General features: G+C 69.8%; 18 protein-coding genes. 10 read left to right on the top strand and 8 right to left on the bottom strand.

The features are described 5' to 3' along the window. Positions 1-186 precede the first annotated feature (186 nt). Both ACSMTC_RS18785 and ACSMTC_RS18780 read right to left on the bottom strand, forming a co-directional pair. Entirely contained in the window at positions 187-1,932 is a 1,746-nt protein-coding gene (locus ACSMTC_RS18785; RefSeq protein ID WP_436560858.1) for a spermine/spermidine synthase domain-containing protein, read from the bottom strand. Positions 1,933-2,021: 89 nt separating this feature from the next. Further along, positions 2,022-2,660 (bottom strand): DUF2617 family protein, encoded by a 639-nt coding sequence (locus ACSMTC_RS18780; RefSeq protein WP_436560857.1) that lies wholly within the window; start codon positions 2,658-2,660, stop codon positions 2,022-2,024. A gap of 993 nt (positions 2,661-3,653) precedes the next feature. Here ACSMTC_RS18780 and ACSMTC_RS18775 point away from each other — a divergent pair. The 7 genes from ACSMTC_RS18775 to ACSMTC_RS18745 all read left to right on the top strand — a co-directional run bounded on the left by ACSMTC_RS18775 (position 3,654) and on the right by ACSMTC_RS18745 (position 11,271). After that, positions 3,654-5,366 carry a recombinase family protein gene (locus ACSMTC_RS18775; RefSeq protein ID WP_436560856.1) on the top strand — a complete coding sequence of 571 codons (1,713 nt, stop codon included), beginning with the start codon at positions 3,654-3,656 and terminating at the stop codon, positions 5,364-5,366. 769 nt (positions 5,367-6,135) lie between these two features. Continuing rightward, complete coding sequence (locus ACSMTC_RS18770; protein ID WP_436560855.1) at positions 6,136-6,399, top strand: hypothetical protein; 264 nt, start codon at positions 6,136-6,138, stop codon at positions 6,397-6,399. A 164-nt stretch (positions 6,400-6,563) separates the two neighbouring features. Further along, a complete protein-coding gene (locus ACSMTC_RS18765; RefSeq protein ID WP_436560854.1) occupies positions 6,564-7,973 on the top strand; it encodes a phage major capsid protein in 1,410 nt (469 codons plus the stop codon). Positions 7,974-8,785: 812 nt separating this feature from the next. Then, positions 8,786-10,000 (top strand): helix-turn-helix domain-containing protein, encoded by a 1,215-nt coding sequence (locus ACSMTC_RS18760; protein WP_436560853.1) that lies wholly within the window; start codon positions 8,786-8,788, stop codon positions 9,998-10,000. Between the two features lie 80 nt (positions 10,001-10,080). Further along, positions 10,081-10,317, top strand: coding sequence for a hypothetical protein (locus ACSMTC_RS18755; RefSeq protein WP_436560852.1), 237 nt, complete (start codon positions 10,081-10,083; stop codon positions 10,315-10,317). A gap of 490 nt (positions 10,318-10,807) precedes the next feature. Continuing rightward, on the top strand, positions 10,808-11,092 hold the full coding sequence (locus tag ACSMTC_RS18750; RefSeq protein WP_436560851.1) for a DUF7848 domain-containing protein: 285 nt from the start codon (positions 10,808-10,810) through the stop codon (positions 11,090-11,092). Further along, positions 11,089-11,271 carry a hypothetical protein gene (locus ACSMTC_RS18745; protein ID WP_436560850.1) on the top strand — a complete coding sequence of 61 codons (183 nt, stop codon included), beginning with the start codon at positions 11,089-11,091 and terminating at the stop codon, positions 11,269-11,271. Before ACSMTC_RS18750 ends, ACSMTC_RS18745 begins: the two co-directional genes overlap by 4 nt. A gap of 494 nt (positions 11,272-11,765) precedes the next feature. Here ACSMTC_RS18745 and ACSMTC_RS18740 read toward each other — a convergent pair whose 3' ends face one another. From ACSMTC_RS18740 to ACSMTC_RS18720, 5 genes are all read right to left on the bottom strand, one after another. Next, positions 11,766-12,011 (bottom strand): GntR family transcriptional regulator, encoded by a 246-nt coding sequence (locus ACSMTC_RS18740; RefSeq protein WP_436560849.1) that lies wholly within the window; start codon positions 12,009-12,011, stop codon positions 11,766-11,768. A gap of 653 nt (positions 12,012-12,664) precedes the next feature. Next, positions 12,665-13,834: a pyridoxal phosphate-dependent aminotransferase gene (locus tag ACSMTC_RS18735; RefSeq protein WP_436560848.1), complete on the bottom strand. Its 1,170-nt coding sequence runs from the start codon at positions 13,832-13,834 to the stop codon at positions 12,665-12,667. Between the two features lie 176 nt (positions 13,835-14,010). After that, entirely contained in the window at positions 14,011-14,553 is a 543-nt protein-coding gene (locus tag ACSMTC_RS18730; protein WP_436560847.1) for a type III secretion system chaperone family protein, read from the bottom strand. A gap of 290 nt (positions 14,554-14,843) precedes the next feature. Beyond that, a complete protein-coding gene (clpB, locus tag ACSMTC_RS18725) occupies positions 14,844-17,459 on the bottom strand; it encodes an ATP-dependent chaperone ClpB (RefSeq protein ID WP_436560846.1) in 2,616 nt (871 codons plus the stop codon). 131 nt (positions 17,460-17,590) lie between these two features. Continuing rightward, positions 17,591-18,505, bottom strand: a complete 915-nt coding sequence (locus ACSMTC_RS18720) for a LysR family transcriptional regulator (protein ID WP_436560845.1) — start codon at positions 18,503-18,505, stop codon at positions 17,591-17,593. 70 nt (positions 18,506-18,575) lie between these two features. Between ACSMTC_RS18720 and ACSMTC_RS18715 the strand changes: the two genes are divergently transcribed. The 3 genes from ACSMTC_RS18715 (at position 18,576) to ACSMTC_RS18705 (ending at position 22,240) form a co-directional block, all read left to right on the top strand. After that, positions 18,576-19,751 (top strand): SLAC1 family transporter, encoded by a 1,176-nt coding sequence (locus ACSMTC_RS18715; RefSeq protein WP_436560844.1) that lies wholly within the window; start codon positions 18,576-18,578, stop codon positions 19,749-19,751. Positions 19,752-20,289: 538 nt separating this feature from the next. After that, a complete protein-coding gene (locus ACSMTC_RS18710) occupies positions 20,290-21,273 on the top strand; it encodes a LuxR C-terminal-related transcriptional regulator (protein ID WP_436560843.1) in 984 nt (327 codons plus the stop codon). After that, positions 21,266-22,240, top strand: coding sequence for a LuxR C-terminal-related transcriptional regulator (locus ACSMTC_RS18705; RefSeq protein ID WP_436560842.1), 975 nt, complete (start codon positions 21,266-21,268; stop codon positions 22,238-22,240). The genes ACSMTC_RS18710 and ACSMTC_RS18705 overlap by 8 nt, the downstream gene beginning before the upstream one ends. Positions 22,241-22,250: 10 nt before the next feature. On the opposite strand, the gene ACSMTC_RS18700 is transcribed toward ACSMTC_RS18705, so the two are convergent. Beyond that, positions 22,251-22,862 (bottom strand): hypothetical protein, encoded by a 612-nt coding sequence (locus ACSMTC_RS18700; protein ID WP_436560841.1) that lies wholly within the window; start codon positions 22,860-22,862, stop codon positions 22,251-22,253. Positions 22,863-22,981 lie beyond the last annotated feature (119 nt).

Raw genomic sequence — 22,981 nt, 5'->3', positions numbered from 1 at the left:
GTCCGGCCGGGTCGAGAGCTTGCGGGCAGGTTCTTCGCCCCGGGTCCGCCCCGGTCGCCCGACCGGCTCACGCAGCGCAGCCGCCCCGTTGCGAGCGGTGTCGCGGAACGTGCCCGGCAGGGCGCCGGTACCGGCGAAGCCGTCCGGGCGGAGCGGCCGGTCCGAGCGGGCCCGGACCGGCCGGTCTCACCCGAGCAGCGTGCTCGGCCGCGCGGCCCCGCGCGGACGGTGCTCGGCCAGCAGCCGGGCGGACTCCCGCAGCCCGTCGGCGGTCAGCGAGCGCGGCGCAGGCGCGTCCGAGCCGAGCCCCAGCACGGGCCGCTCCCGTCCGGCCAGTACGAAGGCCGGGCCGGACTGCGGTCCGCCGGAGCAGTGGTGCACGCCGCCCGCCCCCTGGTACGGGACGGTGTACAGCCCGATCCCCCGCAGCCCCGCCTCGGCCGACCACAGCGCCCCGCCGGCCGGTCCGGTCCGAACGGCCAGCCGCCCGTGCGGCGCCAGCCGGCGAGCGGCCAGGCCGTAGAACTCCAGCGACGCGTATTTCGCGCCGCGCCGCCCCTCGGCCTCGCGCAGGTCGGAGACGATCACGTCGAAGGGCTCCTTGGCCGCCTCCCGGTCGGAACGCAGCCACCGGAGCGGGTCGGCGATGACCAGCCGCACCCGGGGGTCGTCGAAGGCGTGCCCGCTGAGCGCGCTCAGCGCCGGGTCCGCCCGGACCAGGGCGGGCAGCGCCGGGTCCTGCTCGACCACCACCACGGACCGCACCCGGGCGTGCCGCAGCACCTCCCGCAGCGCCAGCCCGTCCCCGCCGAGCACCAGGACCCGGCCGGTGGGGCCGGTGGCCAGCGCCGGGTGCACCAGCGCCTCGTGGTCCCGGTACTCGTCCGGACCGCAGACGGCCAGCCGGCCGTCCAGGAAGAGTTCCAGCGGAGGATCGGAAGGGCCGCTCCGGAAGGTGCTCGCGCCGCGCCGTGGCGGGACCCGGTCGACCGCCTCGACCACGGTCGGGCCCGCGGAGACCGCTCGGGGACCGAACAGGCGGGCGGGCCTGGCGGGTCCGCTCAGCACGATCTCCTGGAACCGGCTCTGGGTGGCGAAGCGGACCTGGGCGCCGTACAGGGCGTGCCGGGCGGCCCGCTCGATCGCACCGGTGCACGCGGCGGCCGCGGCCAGGGCGGCCAGCACCAGGCCGCAGCCGGTCCACAGCAGCAGCCGGGCACGGGGCGGCGGCTCCGCACGGAACAGCCAGAGCACCACGGCCGCCCCCGCGAGGGCGTTCACCGCGCCGGTCAGCAGCGCCCCGGTGGCCTGGCCGAAGGTGGGCAGCAGCAGGAACGGGAAGGCCAGCCCGCCGATCAGCGCGCCGACGTAGTCGGCGGCGAACAGGTCGGCGGCGGCACGGCCGGCGTCCTCCCGGCGGATCCGCTGGATCAGGGTCATCAGCAGCGGGATCTCGGCGCCGATCAGCGCTCCGATCACCAGGGTCATCCCGACCAGTCCGGCCGTCGTCGCCCCGTACCGGTCGAGCCAGGCCCAGCAGGAGTACAGCACCAGCACCGACAGCCCGCCGACCAGCGCCAGCGCGCACTCGATCGCCGCGAAGGCGGTGGCCGGGCGGCGGGCCAGCCGTTTGGCGAGCAGCGAGCCGACGCCCATCGCGAAGACCATGACGGACAGCACCACGGAGGTGTGGGTCATCGAGTCGCCGAGCAGGTAGCCGCCCAGGGCGACCAGTTCGAGCTCGTAGACCAGGCCGCACGCCGCGCAGACGAACGCGGCGAGCAGCACCAGCGGCCGGGCGGACCGGCACAGCCGCTTGCCCGGTATGGCGTCCCGGGCGCGGACCGCCCGTGGCTCGATCCGCCCGGTCAGGGCAGGGTCGTCGGAATCGAGGCCCGGCTGCGCCGGTGGGCCCGCCGATTGGTTGATCATGAACAAACGCTAGGCGACGTACCGCGTCCGGGGCTGCGCCCATTCGACGGACAACGCCGCACGCGGAGTTGACGCTTCACCGGCACGGGTTACCCGTCCGATGCGCCGGTGTGACCGGCCGTACCCGGTGGGAGACTCCGCACCACCAGGGAGGAGCGGGTACAGACCAGCCGGCCCTCCTGCGGGTACGCGTGCCAGGTCCGCCACAGCACGCGGTGCTGGTCGCCCTGGGCCATCAGGGCGGTGAAGGCGCTCGGGTCGCCGGGGAAGACCCCGGCCAGGGCCCGGGGGTGCCCCTCGACCAGGGCCAGCAGCTCCTGGGCCCGGGCGGCGAAGATGTGCGGCGACAGTTCCTCGATCCGGGCCGCGAACTCGTACTCCCAGCCCGCCACTTGCTTGGCCACCCGCGCCGGGAGCGGGGTGCGGTGCCCGGGCATGCAGGCGACGGTCTCCAGGCACTCGCCCGGTCCGGCCGCCAGGACCACCTGGTGCGAGGCGCCGAGCAGGCGAAGCTGCAGCGTCCCGCCGGTCCGTCTGGTGGAGGCGCCCTGGCCCGCCCGGCCGTCCGGTCCGTCCGGTCCGTCCTGGGCGTGTCCGCCCTCCCGGCCGCCCGGGCCGTCCAGGTGAAGGTCGCGTACGGCGAGCGCGGGCAGCGGGTCGCCGCCCAGGCGCCAGGCCAGGTCACCGGCGCGGGTGTCCGTGTAGGAGGTCTGCAGTGTGGTGAGCATGCTCGGCTCCCCGTTTCGACTCCGTGCGCGCCGGCCGGGCAGCATCAGAATCCGCCGCTGACGAGCCGTCGGCGACTGTGCTGCGGTCCTTGGCGCGGCCGACCATGGAAGGAATGATTCCGGCTGGAGATTCAGCAGCAGAGAAGCACTAATTCTCCTGGACCGTCAGGGTGTTACCCTTCTTTGCCGGGCATTCACCGTTCTGCCGGCGGCCGCGTTCACAGTCTGATCGGCGCCGTGAATGACTCTGTCCGATACACGGCCATTCCTGCCGGTCACACGTCCCAGGCGCTGGGCGCGCGCCTCGCGCGCTGGGCGTGATTGATGTGAACTGAGCGGACGTATGTGACTTGCGCGCCCCAAAGTCCGAGCCGGCGAGCCGAGGAGCGGACAGCCGGGCCCGGCAACCCGGACCGCCCCGCTGTGAAGAGCGGTGGAGCACACACGCCGAACACCCTTGCGCCGACGCGGAGTAGCCGTCGACGCAGCCGTCCGCGTCGCTCGCGCGGAGACGGCGGTTTCACCTGCCACCCACCCGAAAAAGCGGAGGACGGGCTTCACAGGTACCCGGGTGAACTCCACGACGGCGCCCACGGGTTGAGCACCGAGGCGCCGATCGGGCTCCCAAGATCAGAGCCGCCGGAGCCGTTCACGCCGGAACGACGTCCGGTGGGAGGTCGTGTGCGGTGCCGCTCGTGGCTTCGCGTCGGGATGCGCCACAAAATTTATGACCGTACGTCAGGCCGTAAGCCCTCACTTACGTACGCTTCCGCTGTCAGCGGGAGCCGACCGCCCTCCTCATCCCGACGCCTGCCCCTTCGACCGCCTTCAGATGACGGTCCGTCAGAACCTGCTCAGGCGCGCCACCGCTTCCTGGAGCACCTCGTCCTTCTTGCAGAAGGTGAAGACGGACGTACCACGGGAAATGTCTTGCACTCTCCCGGTGGTGCATGCCCCTCACCGTGAGCGGGCCGACCGCCGGGAGAGCGCGTCATGGCCGCCAAGCACACCACCACCTCTGACACCTTCGGACGACACACCGCAACCGCCGTCCCGTACAAGGTCCTTGACCCGAACGGGGACATGGACATCTACGCCCGGAAGTCTGTTACCCGGAAGGGCTCGCGAGACACCGAACTGAGCGTCGGCCAGCAGATCGGCGACGGGGTCAGTTGGGGAGAGCGGAACGGATACCGCCCGCGCTACGTGTGGGTGGACAACGGGATCAGCGGCAGCAAGGACGTTCAGCGCCCCGGGTACGACGCTGGCCTTGACGCGCTGGAGTCGGGCGCTACCCGGTGCCTGTGGTCGTACAAGCTCGACAGGTTCAGCCGCAAGGGTGCGCTCGCGGTGCTCACGATCATGGACCGGCTTGAAGGCCGCCGGATCTTCTTCGGGGCTGACAACCTCGACACCAGCAACCCGAAGGACCGCCGCATGATCATGTGGCGGGCGGAGGATGCCAAAGAGTTCTCCGATCAGCTGTCCGACCGGGTTTCGGACGCGTGGCGGTTCTCGAAGGATCAAGGCTTCTGGCTCGCGTCGAAGGTGCCCTACGGGCTCCGGAAGGTGAAGAAGACCCGCAAGCTCAAGATCGACAACTCTCCTGCCATCCCCGGCAAGATCGACGGCCCGACGAAGGCTGATGTGATCAGGCGGATCATCCGGGAATGTGAGATGGGGATCACCGGTCCGCAGGTCGCCCGGGGGCTCAACGCCGACGGCATCCCTTCTCCGGGTGGCCGAAACTGGATACCGACCCACATCTACAAGATCCTCAAGAACCCCGCGTACATCGGCTACCAGCCGTCCAGTGACTGGGACGACCGGGACGATCCGATCCACCGCGACAGCAAGGGAAAGCGTGTCCGGGTCGGCGAAGTGTTGGTTACCGAGGCGCAGCAGAAGCGGGCACGCAAGAAGGTCACGGGGCGGACCGCGCTTCTCGGAGTGCGCCCAACGACCAAGGGGGTCCGGTCAGTTCCTCGCAGTCGGCTCGCCGGTCTTCTGTTCTGCGCAGGCTGCGGATACGTCATGATCAAGCAAGGTGCGTCGTACGCCTGCCGCCACAAGCTCCGTGCCATCGGCTGCGACAACCCTGCTTCTGTGCAGGCGCATGCGGTCGAAGAGATCGTGTTCGAGGCATGGGCGAGCCGACTCGCCGCCAGCGAGCCCGATAGCCCGCTGATCGAGGCGGTAGCGGCCCGCTGGCTGGCCTCCCACCGGCCAGACGTAGTCACCGACCGGAAGGCGCTGCAAGAGCGCGTAGACGACGCCAAGGCGGCCCTTGAAGACCTCACCGCAGCCCGGTACAAGCGCAAGGAATTCGAGGGACCAGCACGGGAGTTCTACCCGGCCCTGCTGGCAGAGGCCGAGGCAGAGTTGAAGGCAGCTGAGAAGGCACTGAACGCCGCGCCCAAGCACACGGCGGACATCGGGTATCTGCTGGACTCCGCCCTCGTGCGGGAAGCCTGGGAGAAGGCTCCCGTGGAGCAACAGCGCGAGCTACTGGGACTCGCACTTGACGGCGTGTGTGTCCGGCGCACGTTCGCTGCCGGGCGCACGAAGGTAACGTCGGACCGCTTCCACTTCGCCTGGGCCGGGGCTCCGCGCGTGATCGAGCCCGAACAGCCCAAGACGAAGAAGGCCAAAAAGGGGAAGAAGCGTAAGAAGGTCACCACGGAGCAGTTCACTCAAGCGGCGTAAAGCCCCCTGCAAGCCACAGCCACCCCGCAGGACGGCGGTACGCCCCTCTGGCGCTCTCCCAGCCCCTGTCTGGCCCACCGGCCCGGCGGGGGCTTCTTCGTGCCCGCAGACGGCCGCACAGCGCCTCCAGCACAGGAGGGTGACGAGGTGACGACTTGAGACGTATTTCTAGTTAGACCCTTAGTAATACAAGAGCAGTCCAGGATCGGGCCTCAAGTCATCACCTTCGTCACCCTTCCCTGCTGAGCCCGCCCCGCTGGCCCGTGTCGCCGACAGCGACCACTCCCCGATGAACCCACGGGCACCCAGAACGGCCCCTGAGCACCGCTCAAGCCCTGCGCGGGCCCCGAGGTGGCAGCGCATGAAAGGCGCTCAGAAGCCCTTGCGGCACCTCCTGGAGGCCTCCCATAGATCAGGTTGGCCCCGCTGCCGCAGAGCGAGACCCGTGCCCAAATTTGGATACGCGCCCCCTCCTGTCACGTCGTTCGCAGCACGCACCACCGCCTAAATTTAGGCGGCCCCCCTGCTTCAGTGCACCTGGAGCGCTCTGCCCATCTTGTTGATGCCGCCGCTTTGCGTCCCGCTCCACGTAAATGTCTTGCTCTCTAGGTAATTGGAGAGGCTGTCGCCCTTTACTGCGGCACGCGGCTCTCTGTTGCGCTTGGCGGCGCGCCCTTTGATCTTGGCCCTCGTGTATTCGGAATGCATGCCGCCCATTGGCATTCCGGGTCCACGGGGGCCTTTTTTATTTTCCACCCAAGGAATCATCATGAATCCAAGCGAGATGACTCGTCAGCTGAGGCCCGCCCCGGATGCCGGACCCGACGCGTTCATTCCGGAACTACGCCTACGCCTCAACGCGCTTTCGCTCGCTGCACTTGAAGCGGTGGAGCGAGACGGCGTGGCGGTCGATGGAAAGCCGCACCCGATGCTTTCCGCTCTTACCTCGCTGGTCGAGGTCGGCACGAGTATGCGCCAACTGGCGAACGACCGCCGGATAGCAAATGCGGTTCTGGAGCAGCGTGGACAGTAGCCCGCTGGCGAAGCGTCCGAATGGCCGCGTGAGCCGTGCGCTGGCGGTAATCGCCGATCACGCCCGTGTGCCACGTGAGCCCCGTGCACGCGCTGAACTGCTCGCCGCTTTTTGCATCATTCACCGCGAAGCGGCCAACCCAACTGAGAACGACAAGGAACCAAATGGATAAGCGGGAAATGATCAGGGATCTGCGAGCGAAGCGCGAAATCTCGCGGGATTCGCTCAAGCGCATTATTGAGCGCGCCAAGGTTGAAAATCGCAGCCTCACGCCGGCCGAGGGCCGAATTTTCGATACAACGGAAGCTGACATTCGCGCTTTCGATGATCGCATCGAGGAACTAGACGAGCAGGTGCGGGCGGATGAGGCTGCCGCGCCGATGCAGCGCAAGTATGCCCCAATCGCAGGAGTAAACCGCGTGACCACGGAGAACCGTAAGCCGACCATGCCCGGCGCTGCCATCATTACCCGTGAGCCGGAGGTGTATAAGCGCGAGGATCCCAAGACCTCATTCTTTATGGACATGCTCAATGTCCGAAATAACGGCGACCGTAACGCGCTTGAGCGGCTGGACCGCAACAACAGGATGGTTGCAGACCGGGCCCGCGCGAACGGTGAACTTCGCGCTATCAGCACCACGAACGGCAGCGGTGGCGAGTTTGTCCCGCCTATGTGGCTCGAAGCCGAGTTTGTCAAGCTAGCCCGACCGAGGCGAGTTTTTGCCGATCTCGTGACGAATGATCCGCTGCCGCCCGGTACGGATCAGCTCAACCTTCCGAAGGTCAACACTGGTACTGCGACTGCCGTTCAGACGACGCAGAATAGTCAGATTCAGCAGACGGACCTAACGACCACCAGCATTTCGAGCAGCGTGACCACGGTAGCGGGTGGGCAGACCGTTTCTTTGCAGCTCATAGAGCAGAGCCCGCTAAACATTGATGACGTGATCCTGGGCGACCTCGCCGCCGATTACGCGATGCGCCTGGACACACTCTGCCTTACCGGCCCGGGCACCGGCGGCCAGCCGACCGGAATTCTGACCCTTGCGGGCACCAACTCCGTTGCGTGGTCTGGTACCGCGCTGACTGGCGCCAACTCGCTTTACAACGCGATTGCGTCGGCGATCAGCAAGGTTTATACCTCCCGCTATGAGGCGCCCGACGCGATCGTCATGCACCCGCGCCGGTTTATGTGGATGCTGGCGCAGCAGGACACGCTAGGCCGCCCGGTCATCGTTCCCGCTGAGAGCGGCCCGAACAATGTTCTCGGTGTTCTCGGCCCGAAGCTGAACGCTGAGGGTCCGGCGGGTCGAATCGCTGGTCTGGATGTGTATCTCGACGCGAACATTCCTACCAACCTGGGAACCGGTACGAATGAGGACCGAGTCCTAGTTCTCAAGTCGGATGATGTCCGGCTGTGGGAGTCGCACATTCGGGCTGAGGCTTTCCAGCAGACCTATGCCAACCAGATGTCTGTGTTTGTAAGGCTTTACAACTACGCATCTTTTCAGGCGGCCCGTTACCCCGGTTCCATTTCAGTGATCTCCGGCACTGGCCTTAGCCAGACCCTGTAAGGCAATCGCCTTGCTAGTGCCCGTCGCAGTCGCCTCCGGGTCGCTGTGGCGGGCGCTTTTATTTTCCGCCCCTCTCGGCGCGCGACACTTACTCAGTGTGACTCCCAAAACGGACATTAGGGGGCATAGGGGGGCGGTTTGATCTCTGGTCGACTACGATCCGGGGACCCGGCCCGCATGGAAACGCGCACCGTCGCGAAATTCAGACCCGGGGGGTGTCGATGGTTGCCGGTCGTCCGCCCGTCCCGAACGAGCGAAAGCGCAAGCTGGGTAACCCTGGACGGCGCCCGCTCCCCGACGATGCCTCTGTAACGGCCGTGGAGGGGGTTCTGACGGCCGTTCCCGCCCACCTTGGGCCGGAGGGTCGCCGGGTCTACGAACGCGTCGTACAGGGCGCTGTGTGGCTTGCCGAGTCTGACGGCCCAATGAAGTTGCTCGCCTGCGCCGGATTGCCGACGGCGCCGAAACAGCTGTACGTGATGATCGCCGAGCGAGCCGCGCGCATCCTGGCAGACGTGGCCGCCGACTAGCCAAGGCCAAGGCCCGCCACTCTAAGTCGAGTTGGAAACCTTGCCCTTTCGGCCGGCCGGGGTCAACTGCCCACCTAAGCAGGCGAGGTGGCGAGTTGTGCTGTCGGCGCGCGTTCTCAACTCGACTTAGCGAATCCATCCCTGGCGGCCGGTCGCCGTCCCGCGCAGCACACGAAGCCCCCCGTGTCGTCCGTTGCCCCTGTTCAGGCGTGGTCGGCGCGGGGGCTCCTTGTGTTCTGTCGACCGCCCACACAGTGGCGTTTGCCGGGGTACCGTCTCCGCATGGCGACTGAGCACCTTGGTGACCGGCTGTCTCGACTTCGCCGGTTGGCTGACCTGACGCAGGAGGGATTGGCCGAGAAGTCGGGCGTATCGGTAGACGTGGTAAGGAAGTTGGAGCAGAGGCGGAAGCACTCAGCCCGACTTCCGACACTCCATGCGCTCGCCAAAGGCCTTGGCGTGGAAGTCACTTCGCTTCTGGGTGACCCGCCCGCTGTGCCGTCCACGGGGGAAGCCGAGCCGCCGGAGCTGGTGGCTGTGCGCCGGGCGATCATGCCGCCGCTGTTCGCCCCTCCGCCGGTGGCCGACGGGGCTGACACGCTGTCCCTGGCGCTGCTCCGGGCTGAGATCGCGGACGCCTGGACGCTGTACCACTCGGCTGACTTCGGGCGGGTGATGGAGCTGCTGCCTGGGGTCATCGCGGACGCCCGGCTAGCTGCTGCTGTTGGCAGGGGGCGTGACCGGAGGGAAGGTCAGCATGCCCTGGGCAAGGCGCTGCAACTGGGCGGGCACCTTGCGATCCGGCTCGGCAAGACCGACCTTGGGCTGTCCAGCCTGGAGCGCGCCATAGCGGCTGCGGACTCGTCAGAGGACCCTCTGTTGCCCGCCATGATCTGTAACTCCGTGGCGTGGGCCTATCAGCGTCAGAACCGGCTGGACGACGCCCAGTCTCTGGCGGTTCATGCCGCTGACGGCCTGGAGCGCGACCATGCGACCAGCGCGGAAGGGCTTCGCGTCTGGGGTGGGCTGGTCATGTCTGCGGCCACCAGCACGGCGCGCAGCGGGGACTACGAGGGTGCGTCCGACATGATGCTGACCGCTGAGGAGGCGACGGGCCGCCTTGCCCGCATGCCTGCCCCTGCGGACGGCCGGATGGTCAGCGTCTTCAACCGGTCGTCCGTGCGTATCGAACGGGTCCGGCTTGCTGTCCAGCATGCCCGCCCGGATGAAGCTCTGGTGCTGGCCCGAGGCATCCGTATGAGCGCTGACACTCCGCCGTCATGGCGTACGTGGCTGCTCCTGGACGTGGCGCGCGCTTACACCGACATGGGCGACGCAGCCGGGGCTGTGACGACGTTGGAGAGACTTCAGCGGGTTGCGCCCGGCTGGATGCGGCACCACACGCTAGCTGTGGCAATTGTGTCCGACCTGTGGGCCGGTCCGGCGCGGCCCCCTGGCCTGCGCAGGCTGGCACGGCTTCTCGGGGTCACTGACTAGCGCGCAGAAGTAGGACGTTCCGTCCCTGTCGGTGTTGTCCCCGCGACGGGAGCCTCTTCGTGATCGATACGGAGAGGAGCGTGCCAGTGACCGAACGGCGCAGACAGGTTCTCCCGCCCAAGGGCTGGCGGCCCCTGGGCGAGTACGACCCGCAGTACTTCGAGAAGCTACGGGGCAAGGGACGCGGCACGCCAAAAGATTGGGCATTCTGCGAGTGCGGCAGCGAGAAGTGCCCCGACAAGGGCAAGGCTTCCGGCGCAGCGCTGGCCCCGATGCTCGGCCGCCCCGTTCTCCCGGCGGTGCCCGATGTCGCCTAAGACCACCAGGGCCAAGATGCGGGAATGCGTCGAATGCCGACGGCTCGACGCCGTGGCAAGCCACGCCCTGTCCACCGGCGACAAGTCGGCCTTGTCGGACGTGAAGGTCCTCCGGGAGCGTCACGCGCCGAAATGTGAAGTCCCTCGGGGCGGTGGTGAAGTGTGATCCCCGAACCTGCCCCTGAGGATCGCCAGGAAGGCCAGGAACAGCCCCCTGGACCCCCGCTGGAGCCCGTCGAAGAGTCGGACACCATGCGCCAGCTTCGAGAGGCCACAAAGGTGGTCAACTTCCGCTCGTTGCAGGAGCTCTACCTTTCGGAGGACCATCCATGGTGAGGCACAACCGACCCCAGTCCGGGTATTTCGACCACCACCCGGGTCGGGACGCGTACATCAGCTGTGCCCGGGCTGAACCGAAGGAACCGGCCGAAACGGCGCCGGAAGAGCCCGCCGAGCAGCTGGCGGAGAGCGGCGAAGCGGGGGAGGAGCAATGAGCGGCGAAGTAGTCCTGAAGAAGCGCCGGTTCCGCTTCATAGATTGGACGATCCGGCGCGCCGACCAGGAACCGGACACGCCCCCGACCACGCACCGCTTCGTGTGCCTCAGCGAGGACGAGGAAGGCACCCGGTGCGGCGCTGCGGGGCCGATCGAAGAAAGCTTCGAGCAGGCACAGGCGTGGCCCTTCAGGCACGTTAGGGACGAACCGAGCCACCGAACCTTCGGCCATGTGCCGGTGATCGCGTGGATCATCTCGCCGAAGGAAGAACCGGAGTGAGCGCGTGGCTGTGGTTCGGGCTGTGCGTGGTCCTGGCGGTCGTCGGTGGGATCGACTTCGAGCGGGCCGCAGAGCGCACGCCAGGACGGCTCTGGTGGGTCCGTGTCGGCCAGCGGCGAACCGTCGAAGTCTGGCGGCGCGGAATCGGCGTACACGTCGTGATCACTGACCGCGCGTAGCGCCCTTAATCAGCCCCGTCCATGCGTGCCCATCCCCCGTGGCGCATGGGCGGGGCTTTCTCGCAAAAAGGTGGAATGTTGGCTACTGAAGTCGCTTACCCCGTAGGTGTGTTGGCGGAAGCCTGGCCTGTGGATGCCCCTCCGGCGGCGAAGTTCCTGGAGGTGGCCGAGGCGATCGGCCGGGCGCTGGGCCGTAGGCCGTGGGTCGCCAGACGGCCCGCCGGATGGCAGGTGTATTGCCTGTATCAAGGGGAGGACATCACCGGAGACATGCACTGGGCCCTGTCCGTCGCAGTCTGGCCCTACGCCAACTCCCAAACACGGTGGTCGCGTTCGCAGTGGCAGGACGCCGTGAGAATCACTGTGTCGGTCTACGTGCCAGCGGACGGCAGCCTCACCAATCCGCACTCGCCGCGCCTGCTTCCCGGACTGTAGGTGCCCCCAAATCGCCCCGTCCGTGTGTCTCCCCCCGTGGCACACGGCCGGGGCTTCTCCTATTCGGCTCCCTGGTCGCTACGGTCAGCCACGAAAGAGCCCATGCCGGGCCTGGTTGTGATCAAGCCTTCCTGGCGCAGGACATCTGTGGCCTTCCGGACGGTCTTCCGGTTCACCTCGTAGTCGCGCTCAAGCTGCATTTCGGAGATCAGGTGGCGCGGCGGGTATTCACCGCTCACGATGCGGGCTCGCAGCGTATCTGCGATCTGCTCCCACTTTGGCCGGGTCGGGTCGAACTCAATCACGGGATGACCGTACACATTGGGGCACTTCCGGACATAGACCTGGATAGCCAGGGACAGGTATGGACAGGTGCCAGATGTGGGCGCTAGCGTCACAAATGAAAGAGCCCCGGGACTGCGGGAACAGTCACACGGGGCAAGCCGAACAGCTGTTGGGAGCTGAACGACGTGAACAACGTTACCGCCTTACTGTCCCTTTGGGTCGTCGCCCTTACGGTTGCCGGGACATGCGCATGGGCAATCACAGTGGCACCCGAGCGTCCCCACCCCACCCCCGACCGTAGGCCCGTGACAGTGCGGGCACTCCAGCCCGGATCGTGGGCAGGCTGGCCCGTCCCCCATGTGGCCGACCGAGACGGTGAGGATCACGAACTGGTCCGTGGCCACGTCCGCCAGCTCGGCCGGTCCGTGGAGCCTGCGCCGGAGCTGACACTGCCTCTCGCGATGGAAGAGCCGACGCTTAACCTGTGGGTGGAAAAGCCGCACATCACGCTGCCCCGCCCCGGCACGTACCGGGTGGTGCCCCTCTGGGTGGCCCGGCTAGAGGATCAGCGACAGGCCGAACGGCGCCAGGCACTCGAAGCGGCATCCGCTGGTCGCCCGGACCCGGGCTACACCTACCCAGGCGCTCACGCGCTCCGCGTACCTGCCTGACCTCAGTGGTTCCGCAGGCGAGACAGCCTGTCGATTGCCTCGTTTATCACTTCCTCCCGCTTGCAGAAGGTGAAGCGGACCAGGCTCCGGCCGGCCTCGGTGTTGTCGTAGAAGACGACGTTGGGGATGGCGACCACGCCGCAGCGCTCGGGCAGCGAGCGGCAGAACTCGATGCCGTCCTTCTCGCCGAGCGGGGTGATGTCGGTGGTGATGAAGTAGGTGCCCTCGGGCACGAACACCTGGAAACCGGCGGCCGACAGTCCGTCGGCGAGCAGGTCCCGCTTGCGGAGCAGATCGGCGCGGAAGCCGTCGAAGTAGTCGTCGGGCAGCTGCAGTGCTTCGGCGACCGCGTACTGGAACGGGCCGGAGCTGACGTAGGTCAGGTACTGCTTGGCGGTGCGGACGGCTGCGACCAGCTCCGGGGTGCCGGTCACCCAGCCGACCTTCCAGCCGGTGAAGGAGAAGGTCTTGCCGGCGGAGGAGATCGAGACGGTGCGTTCGCGCATGCCCGGCAGCGCGGCGATGGGGTGGTGCCCGGTGGCGAAGACCAGGTGCTCGTAGACCTCGTCGGTGATGACCAACAGGTCGCGCTCGACGGCGAGTTCGGCGATCTCGCGCAGCTCGTCCGGGGTGAGGACCAGGCCGGTGGGGTTGTGCGGGGTGTTGAGCAGCAGCAGGCGGGTGCGCGGGGTGATCAGCGAGCGGAGCTCGTCCAGGTCGGGGCGGAAGGAAGGCGCGCGCAGGGTCAGCGGGACCCGGACGGCGCCGGCCATCGCGATGCAGGCGGCGTAGGAGTCGTAGAAGGGCTCGAAGGCGATCACTTCGTCGCCGGGCTCCAGCAGGGCGAGCAGCGCGGCGGCGATGGCCTCGGTGGCACCGGCGGTGACCAGCACCTCGCCGTCCGGGTCGTAGCCGAGCCCGTAGAAGCGCTGCTGGTGCTCGGCGATGGCGGTGCGGAGTTCGGGGATGCCGGGGCCGGGCGGGTACTGGTTGCCGCGCCCGTTCAGTACGGCGTCGGCGGCGGCCTGGGCGATCTCCCGGGGGCCGTCGGTGTCCGGGAACCCCTGGCCCAGGTTGATCGAGCCGGTGGCGGTGGCAAGCGCCGACATCTCCGCGAAGATCGTCGTACCCATGCCCGCCAGCCTGCGGTTCAACAGCGGTCGCGCACCCATCTCGGCTCCTCGCGGTCGGTAGTGGGGACCATCCTCCGGGTGCGGGCGGACGACGACAAGCCCACTGTGGACGGCCCCCCACTGCGGCGAGCCGGGCCTGCCGGCCAGGTGGTCACGCAAAGGGCGGGCCCGCCACCCCCGGGCGGGGGTGGCGGGCCCGTGAGACCGTTGGGGGATCAGCCCTCGTCGGAGGCGTTGCCCTCGCCCTGCTCGCCCTCGATGTCCTTCTGCAGGCCGAGGCGCTCGACGATCCACTGCTCGAAGCCGACGGCGGCCTGGGTCCAGTTGGCGGTGGTGGTGACGAAGTAGTCCAGGTTGACGCCGGTGCCGACGATCATCTGGGCCTCGCCGATCAGGCGGACCACGCCGTCCTCGTGGGTGTGGGTGTAGACCTTGGGCCAGAGGGTCTCGCGGTTCCACTCGTCGATCAGGTCGAGGATCTCGTGCTTGTCCTCGAGCGGGTATGCGCGGTCGTAGAAGGCGCGTACCGCGAAGAGTTCCTTCTGCTCGCCGCGGAACATGTAGTAGACGCGGAAGCCGTCCCACGGCGCGGTGAGGTCGCCTTCATCGTCCACGAGGTGCTTGAGCTGCATCTGGTCGAGCAGCTGCGCCACCAGGGCCTGGTCGGGGACCACCACGGGCGGCGGGCCGGCCGGGCCGCCGGGGCGACCGCCCTGCGGCATGCCGAAGGAGGGGATGGACGACGGGTCGATGCTCATGACGGGAGGTCCTTCGTATTCTCAGTTCACAAGGGTGGCTGGGACTGAGGGGCCGCCCTTCCATGTCCCCATCCTGCCTCATTCCGGGCCCGCGACACAGGGGACGCCTGCGCGTCCGCCCGGAAGATCCGTAACCAGCCGGTTTGACCGCCTCGGACAGGGCTGGAACAGGGCTGGAGCAGGGCTGGAACACGGCCTGAGCAGGACCTGAGCAGGACCGGAACGGGGCCGGGACGGTGACCCACCCGCCACCGGGCGGGCGGCGGGTCACCGTGCTCCGGCCCCCGGGGTCACTTCTCCAGCGAGGTCACCGGGTGCCGGCCCCGCACGGTGAGCCGGTCGCCCGCCTCGTCGCGCTCGACCACCACGGTGTCCCCGTCGTGGATCTCGCCGGACAGGATCGCCCGGGCCAGCTGGTCGCCGATCGCGGACTGCACCAGCCGCCGCAGCGGCCGCGCCCCGTACGCCGGGTCGTAACCGGTCAGCGCCAGCCAGTCGCGGGCCGCCTCGGTGACGTCCAGGGTGAGCCGGCGCTCGCGCAGCCGCTCGCCGAGCCGGGCGACCTGGAGGTCGACGATCCGGCTCAGCTCCGCCGTGCCGAGGGCGTCGAAGACCACGATGTCGTCCAGCCGGTTCAGGAACTCCGGCTTGAAGGCGCCGCGGACGGTGTCCAGCACCAGCAGCTTCTTGCGGTCCTCCGGGATGGTCGGGTCGACGAGGTACTGGCTGCCCAGGTTGGAGGTGAGGATCAGGATGGCGTTGCGGAAGTCCACCGTGCGGCCCTGGCCGTCGGTGAGGCGGCCGTCGTCCAGCACCTGGAGCAGTACGTCGAAGACCTCGGGGTGGGCCTTCTCCACCTCGTCCAGCAGCACCACGCTGTACGGGCGGCGCCGGACCGCCTCGGTGAGCTGGCCGCCCTCCTCGTAGCCGACGTACCCGGGCGGGGCGCCGACCAGGCGGGAGACCGAGTGCTTCTCGCCGTACTCGCTCATGTCGATCCGGACCATCGCCCGCTCGTCGTCGAAGAGGAAGTCGGCCAGGGCCTTGGCGAGTTCGGTCTTGCCGACACCGGTCGGGCCGAGGAAGAGGAACGAGCCGGTCGGGCGGTCGGGGTCGGCGAGACCGGCGCGGGTGCGGCGCACGGCGTCCGAGACGGCCCGTACGGCCTCCTGCTGGCCGATCAGGCGCTGGCCCAGCTCCTCCTCCATCCGCAGGAGCTTGGCGCTCTCGCCCTCCAGCAGACGGCCGGCCGGGATGCCCGTCCAGGAGGCGACCACGTCGGCCACGTCGTCCGGGCCGACCTCCTCCTTGACCATGGAGGCGCTCGCGTCCTCGTCCGCCGCCCTGGCCTGGGCCTCGGCCAACTCCTGCTCGGCGGCCGGGATCTCGGCGTACATCAGCTTGGAGGCGCGCTCGAAGTCGCCGTCGCGCTGGGCGCGTTCCAGCAGGCCGTGCAGGTCGTCCAGGCGCTCCTTGAGCTCGCCGACCCGGTTGAGGCTCTTCTTCTCCTGCTCCCAGCGGGCGTTGAGGCTGCTCAACTCCTCCTGCTTGTCGGCGAGATCGCGGCGCAGCTTGGTGAGCCGCTCGACCGACGCCGGGTCGGACTCCTTCTCCAGCGCCAGCTCCTCCATCCGCAACCGGTCCACGGCGCGCTGGAGCTGGTCGATCTCGACCGGTGAGGAGTCGATCTCCATCCGCAGCCGGGAGGCGGCCTCGTCCACCAGGTCGATGGCCTTGTCGGGCAGGAAGCGGGCGGTGATGTACCGGTTGGACAGGGTGGCCGCGGCGACCAGGGCGGCGTCGGAGATCTGCACCTTGTGGTGCGCCTCGTACCGGCCCTTGAGGCCGCGCAGGATGGCGATGGTGTCCTCGACGCTCGGCTCGCCGACCAGCACCTGCTGGAAGCGGCGCTCCAGTGCCGGGTCCTTCTCGATCCGCTCGCGGTACTCGTCCAGCGTGGTGGCGCCGACCATGCGCAGCTCGCCGCGGGCCAGCATCGGCTTGAGCATGTTGCCCGCGTCCATCGCGGAGTCGCCGCCCGCGCCCGCGCCGACCATGGTGTGCAGCTCGTCGATGAAGGTGATGACCTGGCCGTCGCTGTCCTTGATGTCGTTCAGGACCGCCTTCAGGCGCTCCTCGAACTCGCCGCGGTACTTGGCGCCCGCGACCATCGCACCGAGGTCCAGCGCGACCAGCCGCTTGCCGCGCAGTGACTCCGGCACGTCACCGGCGACGATCCGCTGGGCCAGCCCCTCGACCACGGCGGTCTTGCCGACGCCCGGGTCGCCGATCAGCACCGGGTTGTTCTTGGTCCGGCGGGAGAGCACCTGGACCACCCGGCGGATCTCCTGGTCCCGGCCGATCACCGGGTCCAGCTTGCCGTCGCGGGCGGCCTGGGTGAGGTCGGTGCCGTACTTCTCCAGCGCCTTGTACGTCCCCTCCGGGTCGGGGGAGGTGACCCGGGCGCTGCCCCGGACGTCCTTGAACGCGGCGAGCAGGGCCTTGGAGGTCGCGCCGTGCTGCTTCAGCAGGTCGGCGACCGGGCCGCCCTCGGCGGCCAGACCGACCAGCAGGTGCTCGGTGGACAGGTACTGGTCGTCCAGGTCCTCGGCGCGCTTGCCCGCCTCGGCGAGCACCGCCATGGTGTCCCGGGCGAGCTGCGGCGCGGAGACGGTCGAGCCCATGGCGCTGGGCAGCGCGGTCAGCTGCCGGCGCGCCGCGGCGGTGAGGGCGGGGACGTCCGCACCGACGGCTTCGAGCAGGGGGCGGGTGAGGCCCTCCGGCTGCTCCAGCAGGGCCAGCAGGATGTGCACCGGCTTGACGTCCGGGTTACCTGCGGCGCTGGCCTGGCGGATCGCGGCGGACAGGGCGTCCTGCGTCTTGCTGGTGAACTTGCCGGCATCCACGGCTGGCGTGCTCCTCTCATGACTGTGACTCGTACAGCATGCACTAAGTTGAGTCTATTCCACTCAGGTCTGTCCCGGGAGGCCGGTACGGCAGCGAATTTCCCGGGGCCGGCGGCGGCTCCCCGGTCCGCTCACCGACTGCCCCGGGCGGGCCTGCGGGTGAGCCCGAGCAGGGCACGGGCCGGTCCGGCGGGCCGCTGGCCGGCGGGCCAGACGGCGCGCAGCGGGCGGTGCAGATCGACCCCGGTCAGCGGTACGGACACCAGCCGCCCGGTCGCCAGTTCCTCGACCACCACCAGCTCGCTCAGGCAGACCGGGCCGGCGCCGGTCATCGCGGCCGCCTTGAGCGCGGTGGAGGAGGCGAGTTCCAGCCGGGGCGGCGCGGTACCTCCGAAGGGCGCCAGCGCCCGGTCGAGCACCTCGCGGGTGCCGGAACCCGGTTCGCGCAGTACCAGCGGGGTCGCCGCCAGCTCCGGCCCGGTGACCGCCGAGCGGCGCGCCCACGGGTGGTCCGGCGCGACCACGACCACCAGCCGGTCGGCGGCGACCACCGCGCCGGAGAGTCCCGCGGGCGTGCGCGGGCCCTCCACGAAGCCGAGGTCCGCGTGCCCGGCCAGCACCCGGGCGGCGACATCGGCGGAGTTGGCGGTCCGCAGCGTCACCGCGGTGCCGGGGCTGGCCTCGTTCAGGGCCAGCAGCCAGCCCGGCATCAGGTACTCGGCGACCGTCAGACTGGCCACCACCCGCAGCCGGGCGTCCCGGCTGCCCCGCAGTGCGTCGATGCCCGCGTCCAGCGCCTGGGCCGCCTCCACCACGCCGCGGGCCCACTCCACCACCAGCCGCCCGGCCTCGGTCGGCCGCGAACCGCGCGGCGACCGCTCCAGCAGTGCCACCCCGATCTGCCGCTCCATCCCCTTGATCCGGGCACTCGCGGCCGGCTGGCTCACGCCCAGCTCCGCCGCGGCCCGGCCCACACTGCCGAGCCTGGCCACCGCGAGCAGCAGCTCCAGCGCACCGAGCTCGGGGACATGGGGGGAGAGAGCCATAAAGCAAGCCTATGTCCCCATAGGGCGGGCCGCGCTACCGCCTGCCCGGCCGGCCCGGCACGGTGGGGCCATGGCCACCCTCAGCACCGACACCCCTCCGGCACCGTCAAGCCCGGCGCCGTCCGGCCCGGCACCGTCAAGCCCGGCACCGTCCGGCCCAGTACCGTCCCCGTCCACCCGCCCCTCCCGGCAGCGGCTCGATCTCGCCCAGCTCGGCCCGAACTGGTACGCCGCCGTGATGGGCACCGCGATCGTCGCCAACGGGGCGGCCGCCCTCCCGCTCCACCTGCCCGGCCTGCTCGGCTTCGGCGAGCTGGTCTGGCTGCTCTCGTCGGCCGCACTGGCCCTGCTGGTCGCCGGACGGGCCGTGCACCTGCTGAGGCACCGCGAGGCCGCCCGCAGCCAGCTGCTGGACAACCCGGCCACCGCCGTCTTCTACGGCTGCCCGCCGATGGCCCTGCTCGCCGTCGGGTACGGCACCCTCGCGGTCGGCTCCCGGCTGATCGGGACCGGCCCCGCGGTCGCCGCCGACCTGGTGCTGTGGACCGTGGGGACGGCGTACGCGGTCGCGGTGGCCGCCGGAATCCCGTACCTGATGATCACCCGGCACGAGGTCTCCGCGCTCAGGGCCAACCCCACCTGGCTGCTCCCGGTGGTCGCCCCGATGGTGGCCGCCGCGCTGGGCCCGGCGCTCGTCCCGCACCTGCCGCAGGCATGGCGGCCCGCCATGCTGTACGGCTGCTACGCGCTGTTCGGCGCCAGCCTGCTGGCCGTCCTCGCACTGCTGCCGGTGGTGCTGACCGGACTGGTGCACAGCAAGCTGCCGACGCTGGCGCTGACCCCCTCGCTCTTCCTGGTCCTCGGCCCGCTCGGTCAGTCCACCACCGCGGTCAACCAGCTCGCCGACGCCGCGAGGCTCGCCGACCCGCGGCTCGCCGGCGCCGCCGCTGCCTTCGCGATCCTGTTCGGCATCGGCATGACCGGCTTCGCCCTGCTGTGGCTGGGCATCGCGCTCGCCGCCAACCTCCGCGCCTGGCGTGCCGAGATGCCGTTCGCCATGACCTGGTGGGCCTTCACCTTCCCGGTCGGCACTATGGTCACCGGCTCGGCCGGCCTCGCCCGCCACACCGGCTTCGGCGGATTCACCGCCCTCGCGGCCGGGCTGTACCTGCTGCTCCTCGCCGCCTGGGCGGTGGCCGGCACCCGTACCCTGACCGGTCTCGCGGCCGGGCGCCTGCTGCGCTGAACCGATCGCCGGCCCCGGCCCGGGCGCGGCCCGATGTGTTGTCAAGTACGCGCCAGGGTGCGCAAATAGCCGCAAAGCCGGGGAAACCCTGTGCCCGTCCCGCTCGCCGCGCTGCAGGTTTCTGCACTTGCAAGAACCTGCAGCTGAGCGCCACTTGTTCCGTCGGCTTCCCACTGTGAGGGTGGAGTCACGCCAGGTCGTCCGGGCAACCGCAGCCTGAGGACGGCGACTTGCTCTTCAACGAGGTGCGCGGGTCACGGATCACGCCGACGCGCAGCGGGGGGAGAGCGCCGGCCGGGACGCCATGTGTGGTGATGGCCCCCGGAACCGGAGTCGGCGAGGTGTTGCTGCTCCGCCTCGCCGAAAGCGCCTCGGCGATGGCGTGCCGCAGTGGGCCTCCCGTGGGTTTCAGAGCGCGACCGCGCCTGGCCCCGGGAAGTCCGCCGCTGCAAGGGCTCCGGATTCCGCCCCCGATCCTGCTGAGAGCATGATCGAGACGGCGGAGGACGGTCAGAGGGAAGTCGGCAGGGGTGCTGAAGTGGTAGCGGATCCGAAGGCCGACCAGGCCTCCGGGGTGCCGGGGGAGACTGCTCGCCGGTTCTATCTGGCGGTGCTCGGCGAAGGCGGCCGGATACCGGCGAAGGGCATCCGTGCGGACGACTCGGCGGCCAGGGACGAACTGGTCCGGCTCGGCCTGCTGATCGAGAACCCGGTGGACGACGCGTACTTCGCGGTCAGCCCGCGCGCGGTCGCCGACCGGATCGGTGCCCGGCTGCGCTCGTCGGCCACCCGGCTGCTGCGGGAGGCGGAGGAGCTCCCCACCGCCCTGGAGGGGCTGGCCCGCGCGTACGACTCCCTCCCGAGGACCCCCGTGGGCCCCCCGGCACCGATGGTCATCGAGGGCGGTGAACGGATCCGCCACCGGATCGCCGAACTGGTCTCGGACTGCAAGCACGAGCTGCTCACCGCACAGCCGGGGCCGCGGTCGCCCGAGATCATGGCCCTGGCCCTGCGGCAGGATCTGGACCTGGCGAGACGCGGTGCTTCGCTGCGGGTGCTCTACCAGCCGGTGGTGCTGGCCGAACCGGCCACCGTGGACTACGCGGTCGCGATCAGCGAGCACGGCGGCGAGATCCGGGTGCTGGACGAGCCGTTCCAGCGGATGATCGTCGTCGACCGGAGCGTGGCCGTCGTACCGGCGGCCGACGACCACAGCCGGGCCGCCTTCCTCACCGACCCGGCCACCCTGTCCTTCCTGCTCTCCGGCTACGAGCGGGACTGGGCCCGGGCCGGCACGGTCCACTGGTCCGCCCAAAGGACACGGCCCGCCGCCGACCCCACCCTCGACGGGGTCGGCCGGCTCCTCGCCACCGGCCTCACCCAGCGGGCCGTCGCCACCCGGCTGGGGCTCAGCGAGCGCACGGTCGCCGGGCACATCGCCCGGCTGCGGGCCCGCCACGGTGCCCAGACCCTCTTCCAGCTGGGGTGGCTGATGCGGGGTGAGGGCCGTGGCGGTGAGTGAGAGCGGTGTCGTCGCGCTGCCGACCGAGGCCGAGCGGGCGCTGTACTTCGCGGTGCTGGAGCAGGGCGGGCGGGTGCCGTTCCGCGGCATCGCGGAGGCGGAGGCCCCGACGGTGCTGCGGCTGCTCGAACTCGGGCTGCTGGTGCACCACACCGAGGACGCCTCGCTGACGGCGGTGAACCCGCGCGCGGTGGGGGAGCGGATCAGTGCCGAGCTGCGGGCGGCGGGCACCCGGATGCTGGTGCAGGCGGAGGAGATGCCCGCGCTCCTCGGGGAACTGACCGAGGCCTACGACTGTGCCCCGCGCAAGGTGGCCCGCTTCAGCGAGGTGCAGCACGTCGACAACATGGAGGAGATCCGGCACCGGATCCTGCAGATCGAGGCCGACAGCAGCAAGGAGGCGCTGGCGGCGCAGCCCGGCGCACGGCCGGCGGGTCATCTGGCCCAGTCGATGGAGCGTCTGCGCCTGTTCCTCGGCAGGGGCGGCAGCTGCCGGACGATCTACCAGCCCGAGGTCAGGGACGATCCGTCGACGGTCCGGTACGCGGCGGCCGTCAGCGAGTGGGGCGGGCAGATCAGGATCCTGGCCGAGCCGTTCACCCGGATGCTCGTCTTCGACCGCCGGGTCGCGGTGATCCCGGCCGCCGCGGACAACAGCAGTGCGGCGTTCATCGAGGATCCCGCGGTGGTGGCTTTCCTGGTGGCCGTGTTCGAGCGGGACTGGGAGCGGGCCGAGCGGGTCCAGTGGCGCAGCGCCAAGCCGGACGGCGGCGCGGTCCCGGCCCATGAGCAGGTGGGCCGGCTCCTGGCACAGGGGCTGACCCAGCGGGCGATCGCCAGCCGGCTGGGGCTGAGCGAGCGCACGGTGGCCGGCCACATCTCGCGGCTGCGCGAACTGTACGACGCTCAGACGCTGTTCCAGCTCGGCTGGCAGATGCGGGGAGGCGAGGTGCCGTCGGGTGGGTGACGCGTGGCGGTCAGCCGGTGGCGGCCTCGGACGACCAGTAGCCGAAGGGCTCCTGGCGCGGCGCCGGGAAGGCGTCGCCGGGGGAGGTCCAGAAGCCCTCGCGGAGCGAGAGGGCCATGCCCGCCCAGTCGAGCGCGGTCTCCACGGTGTGGCGCAGCGCCTCCTGGGACCAGGTGTCGTCGAAGACCAGCGGCAGTACCGGCGCGACCTGCTCGATGGTGGCGATCAGCGGGTTGTGCGTGATCGCCTCGTCCACCAGCAGCACCACCGGCTTGCGCAGCGCGGAGGCCCAGCCCAGCTCCAGGCTCACGCCGGCCGAGAGCGGAGCGCCGACGTAGGCGAAGACCAGGTCGGCGGTCTGCAGCGCGCGGAAGTCGGACGGCACCCGGGACTCGGGGGCCCGGCCCTGCACGGTCCAGGCGTCGCTGTGGTGAGCGCTGTACACGGCCGCGCCGCTGTTCAGGAGTGTCGAGCGGAGGGTGGTCAGCCTGGTCCGGCTGGCCAGGGTCACCACGCTGTCGGCCGGACCGGTCAACCGCATCAGCGGCGCGGCCAGGAACACCCGTGCGCGCCGGCCCTCGGGGGTCTGGACGGCGCGCTGGCGCAGGTAGGGCTCACTCATGTCGACTCCGGGGAGGAAGTGCCCGAGGGTGCCAAGTCCTGATGGGCGGTGTGGTTATTGAGAATGCTGCTGTACATTCGCTGAGGTCAGAACTATTTCGGCATGTCCACGCCACTGGC

It is taken from the genome of Kitasatospora sp. HPM-01-4 (assembly GCF_051374625.1).
In the GTDB taxonomy this organism is placed as follows: Bacteria; Actinomycetota; Actinomycetes; order Streptomycetales; family Streptomycetaceae; genus Kitasatospora.
The sequence above is the reverse complement of the archived record's forward strand: the minus strand, read 5'-3'. Positions and strand labels throughout refer to the sequence as shown.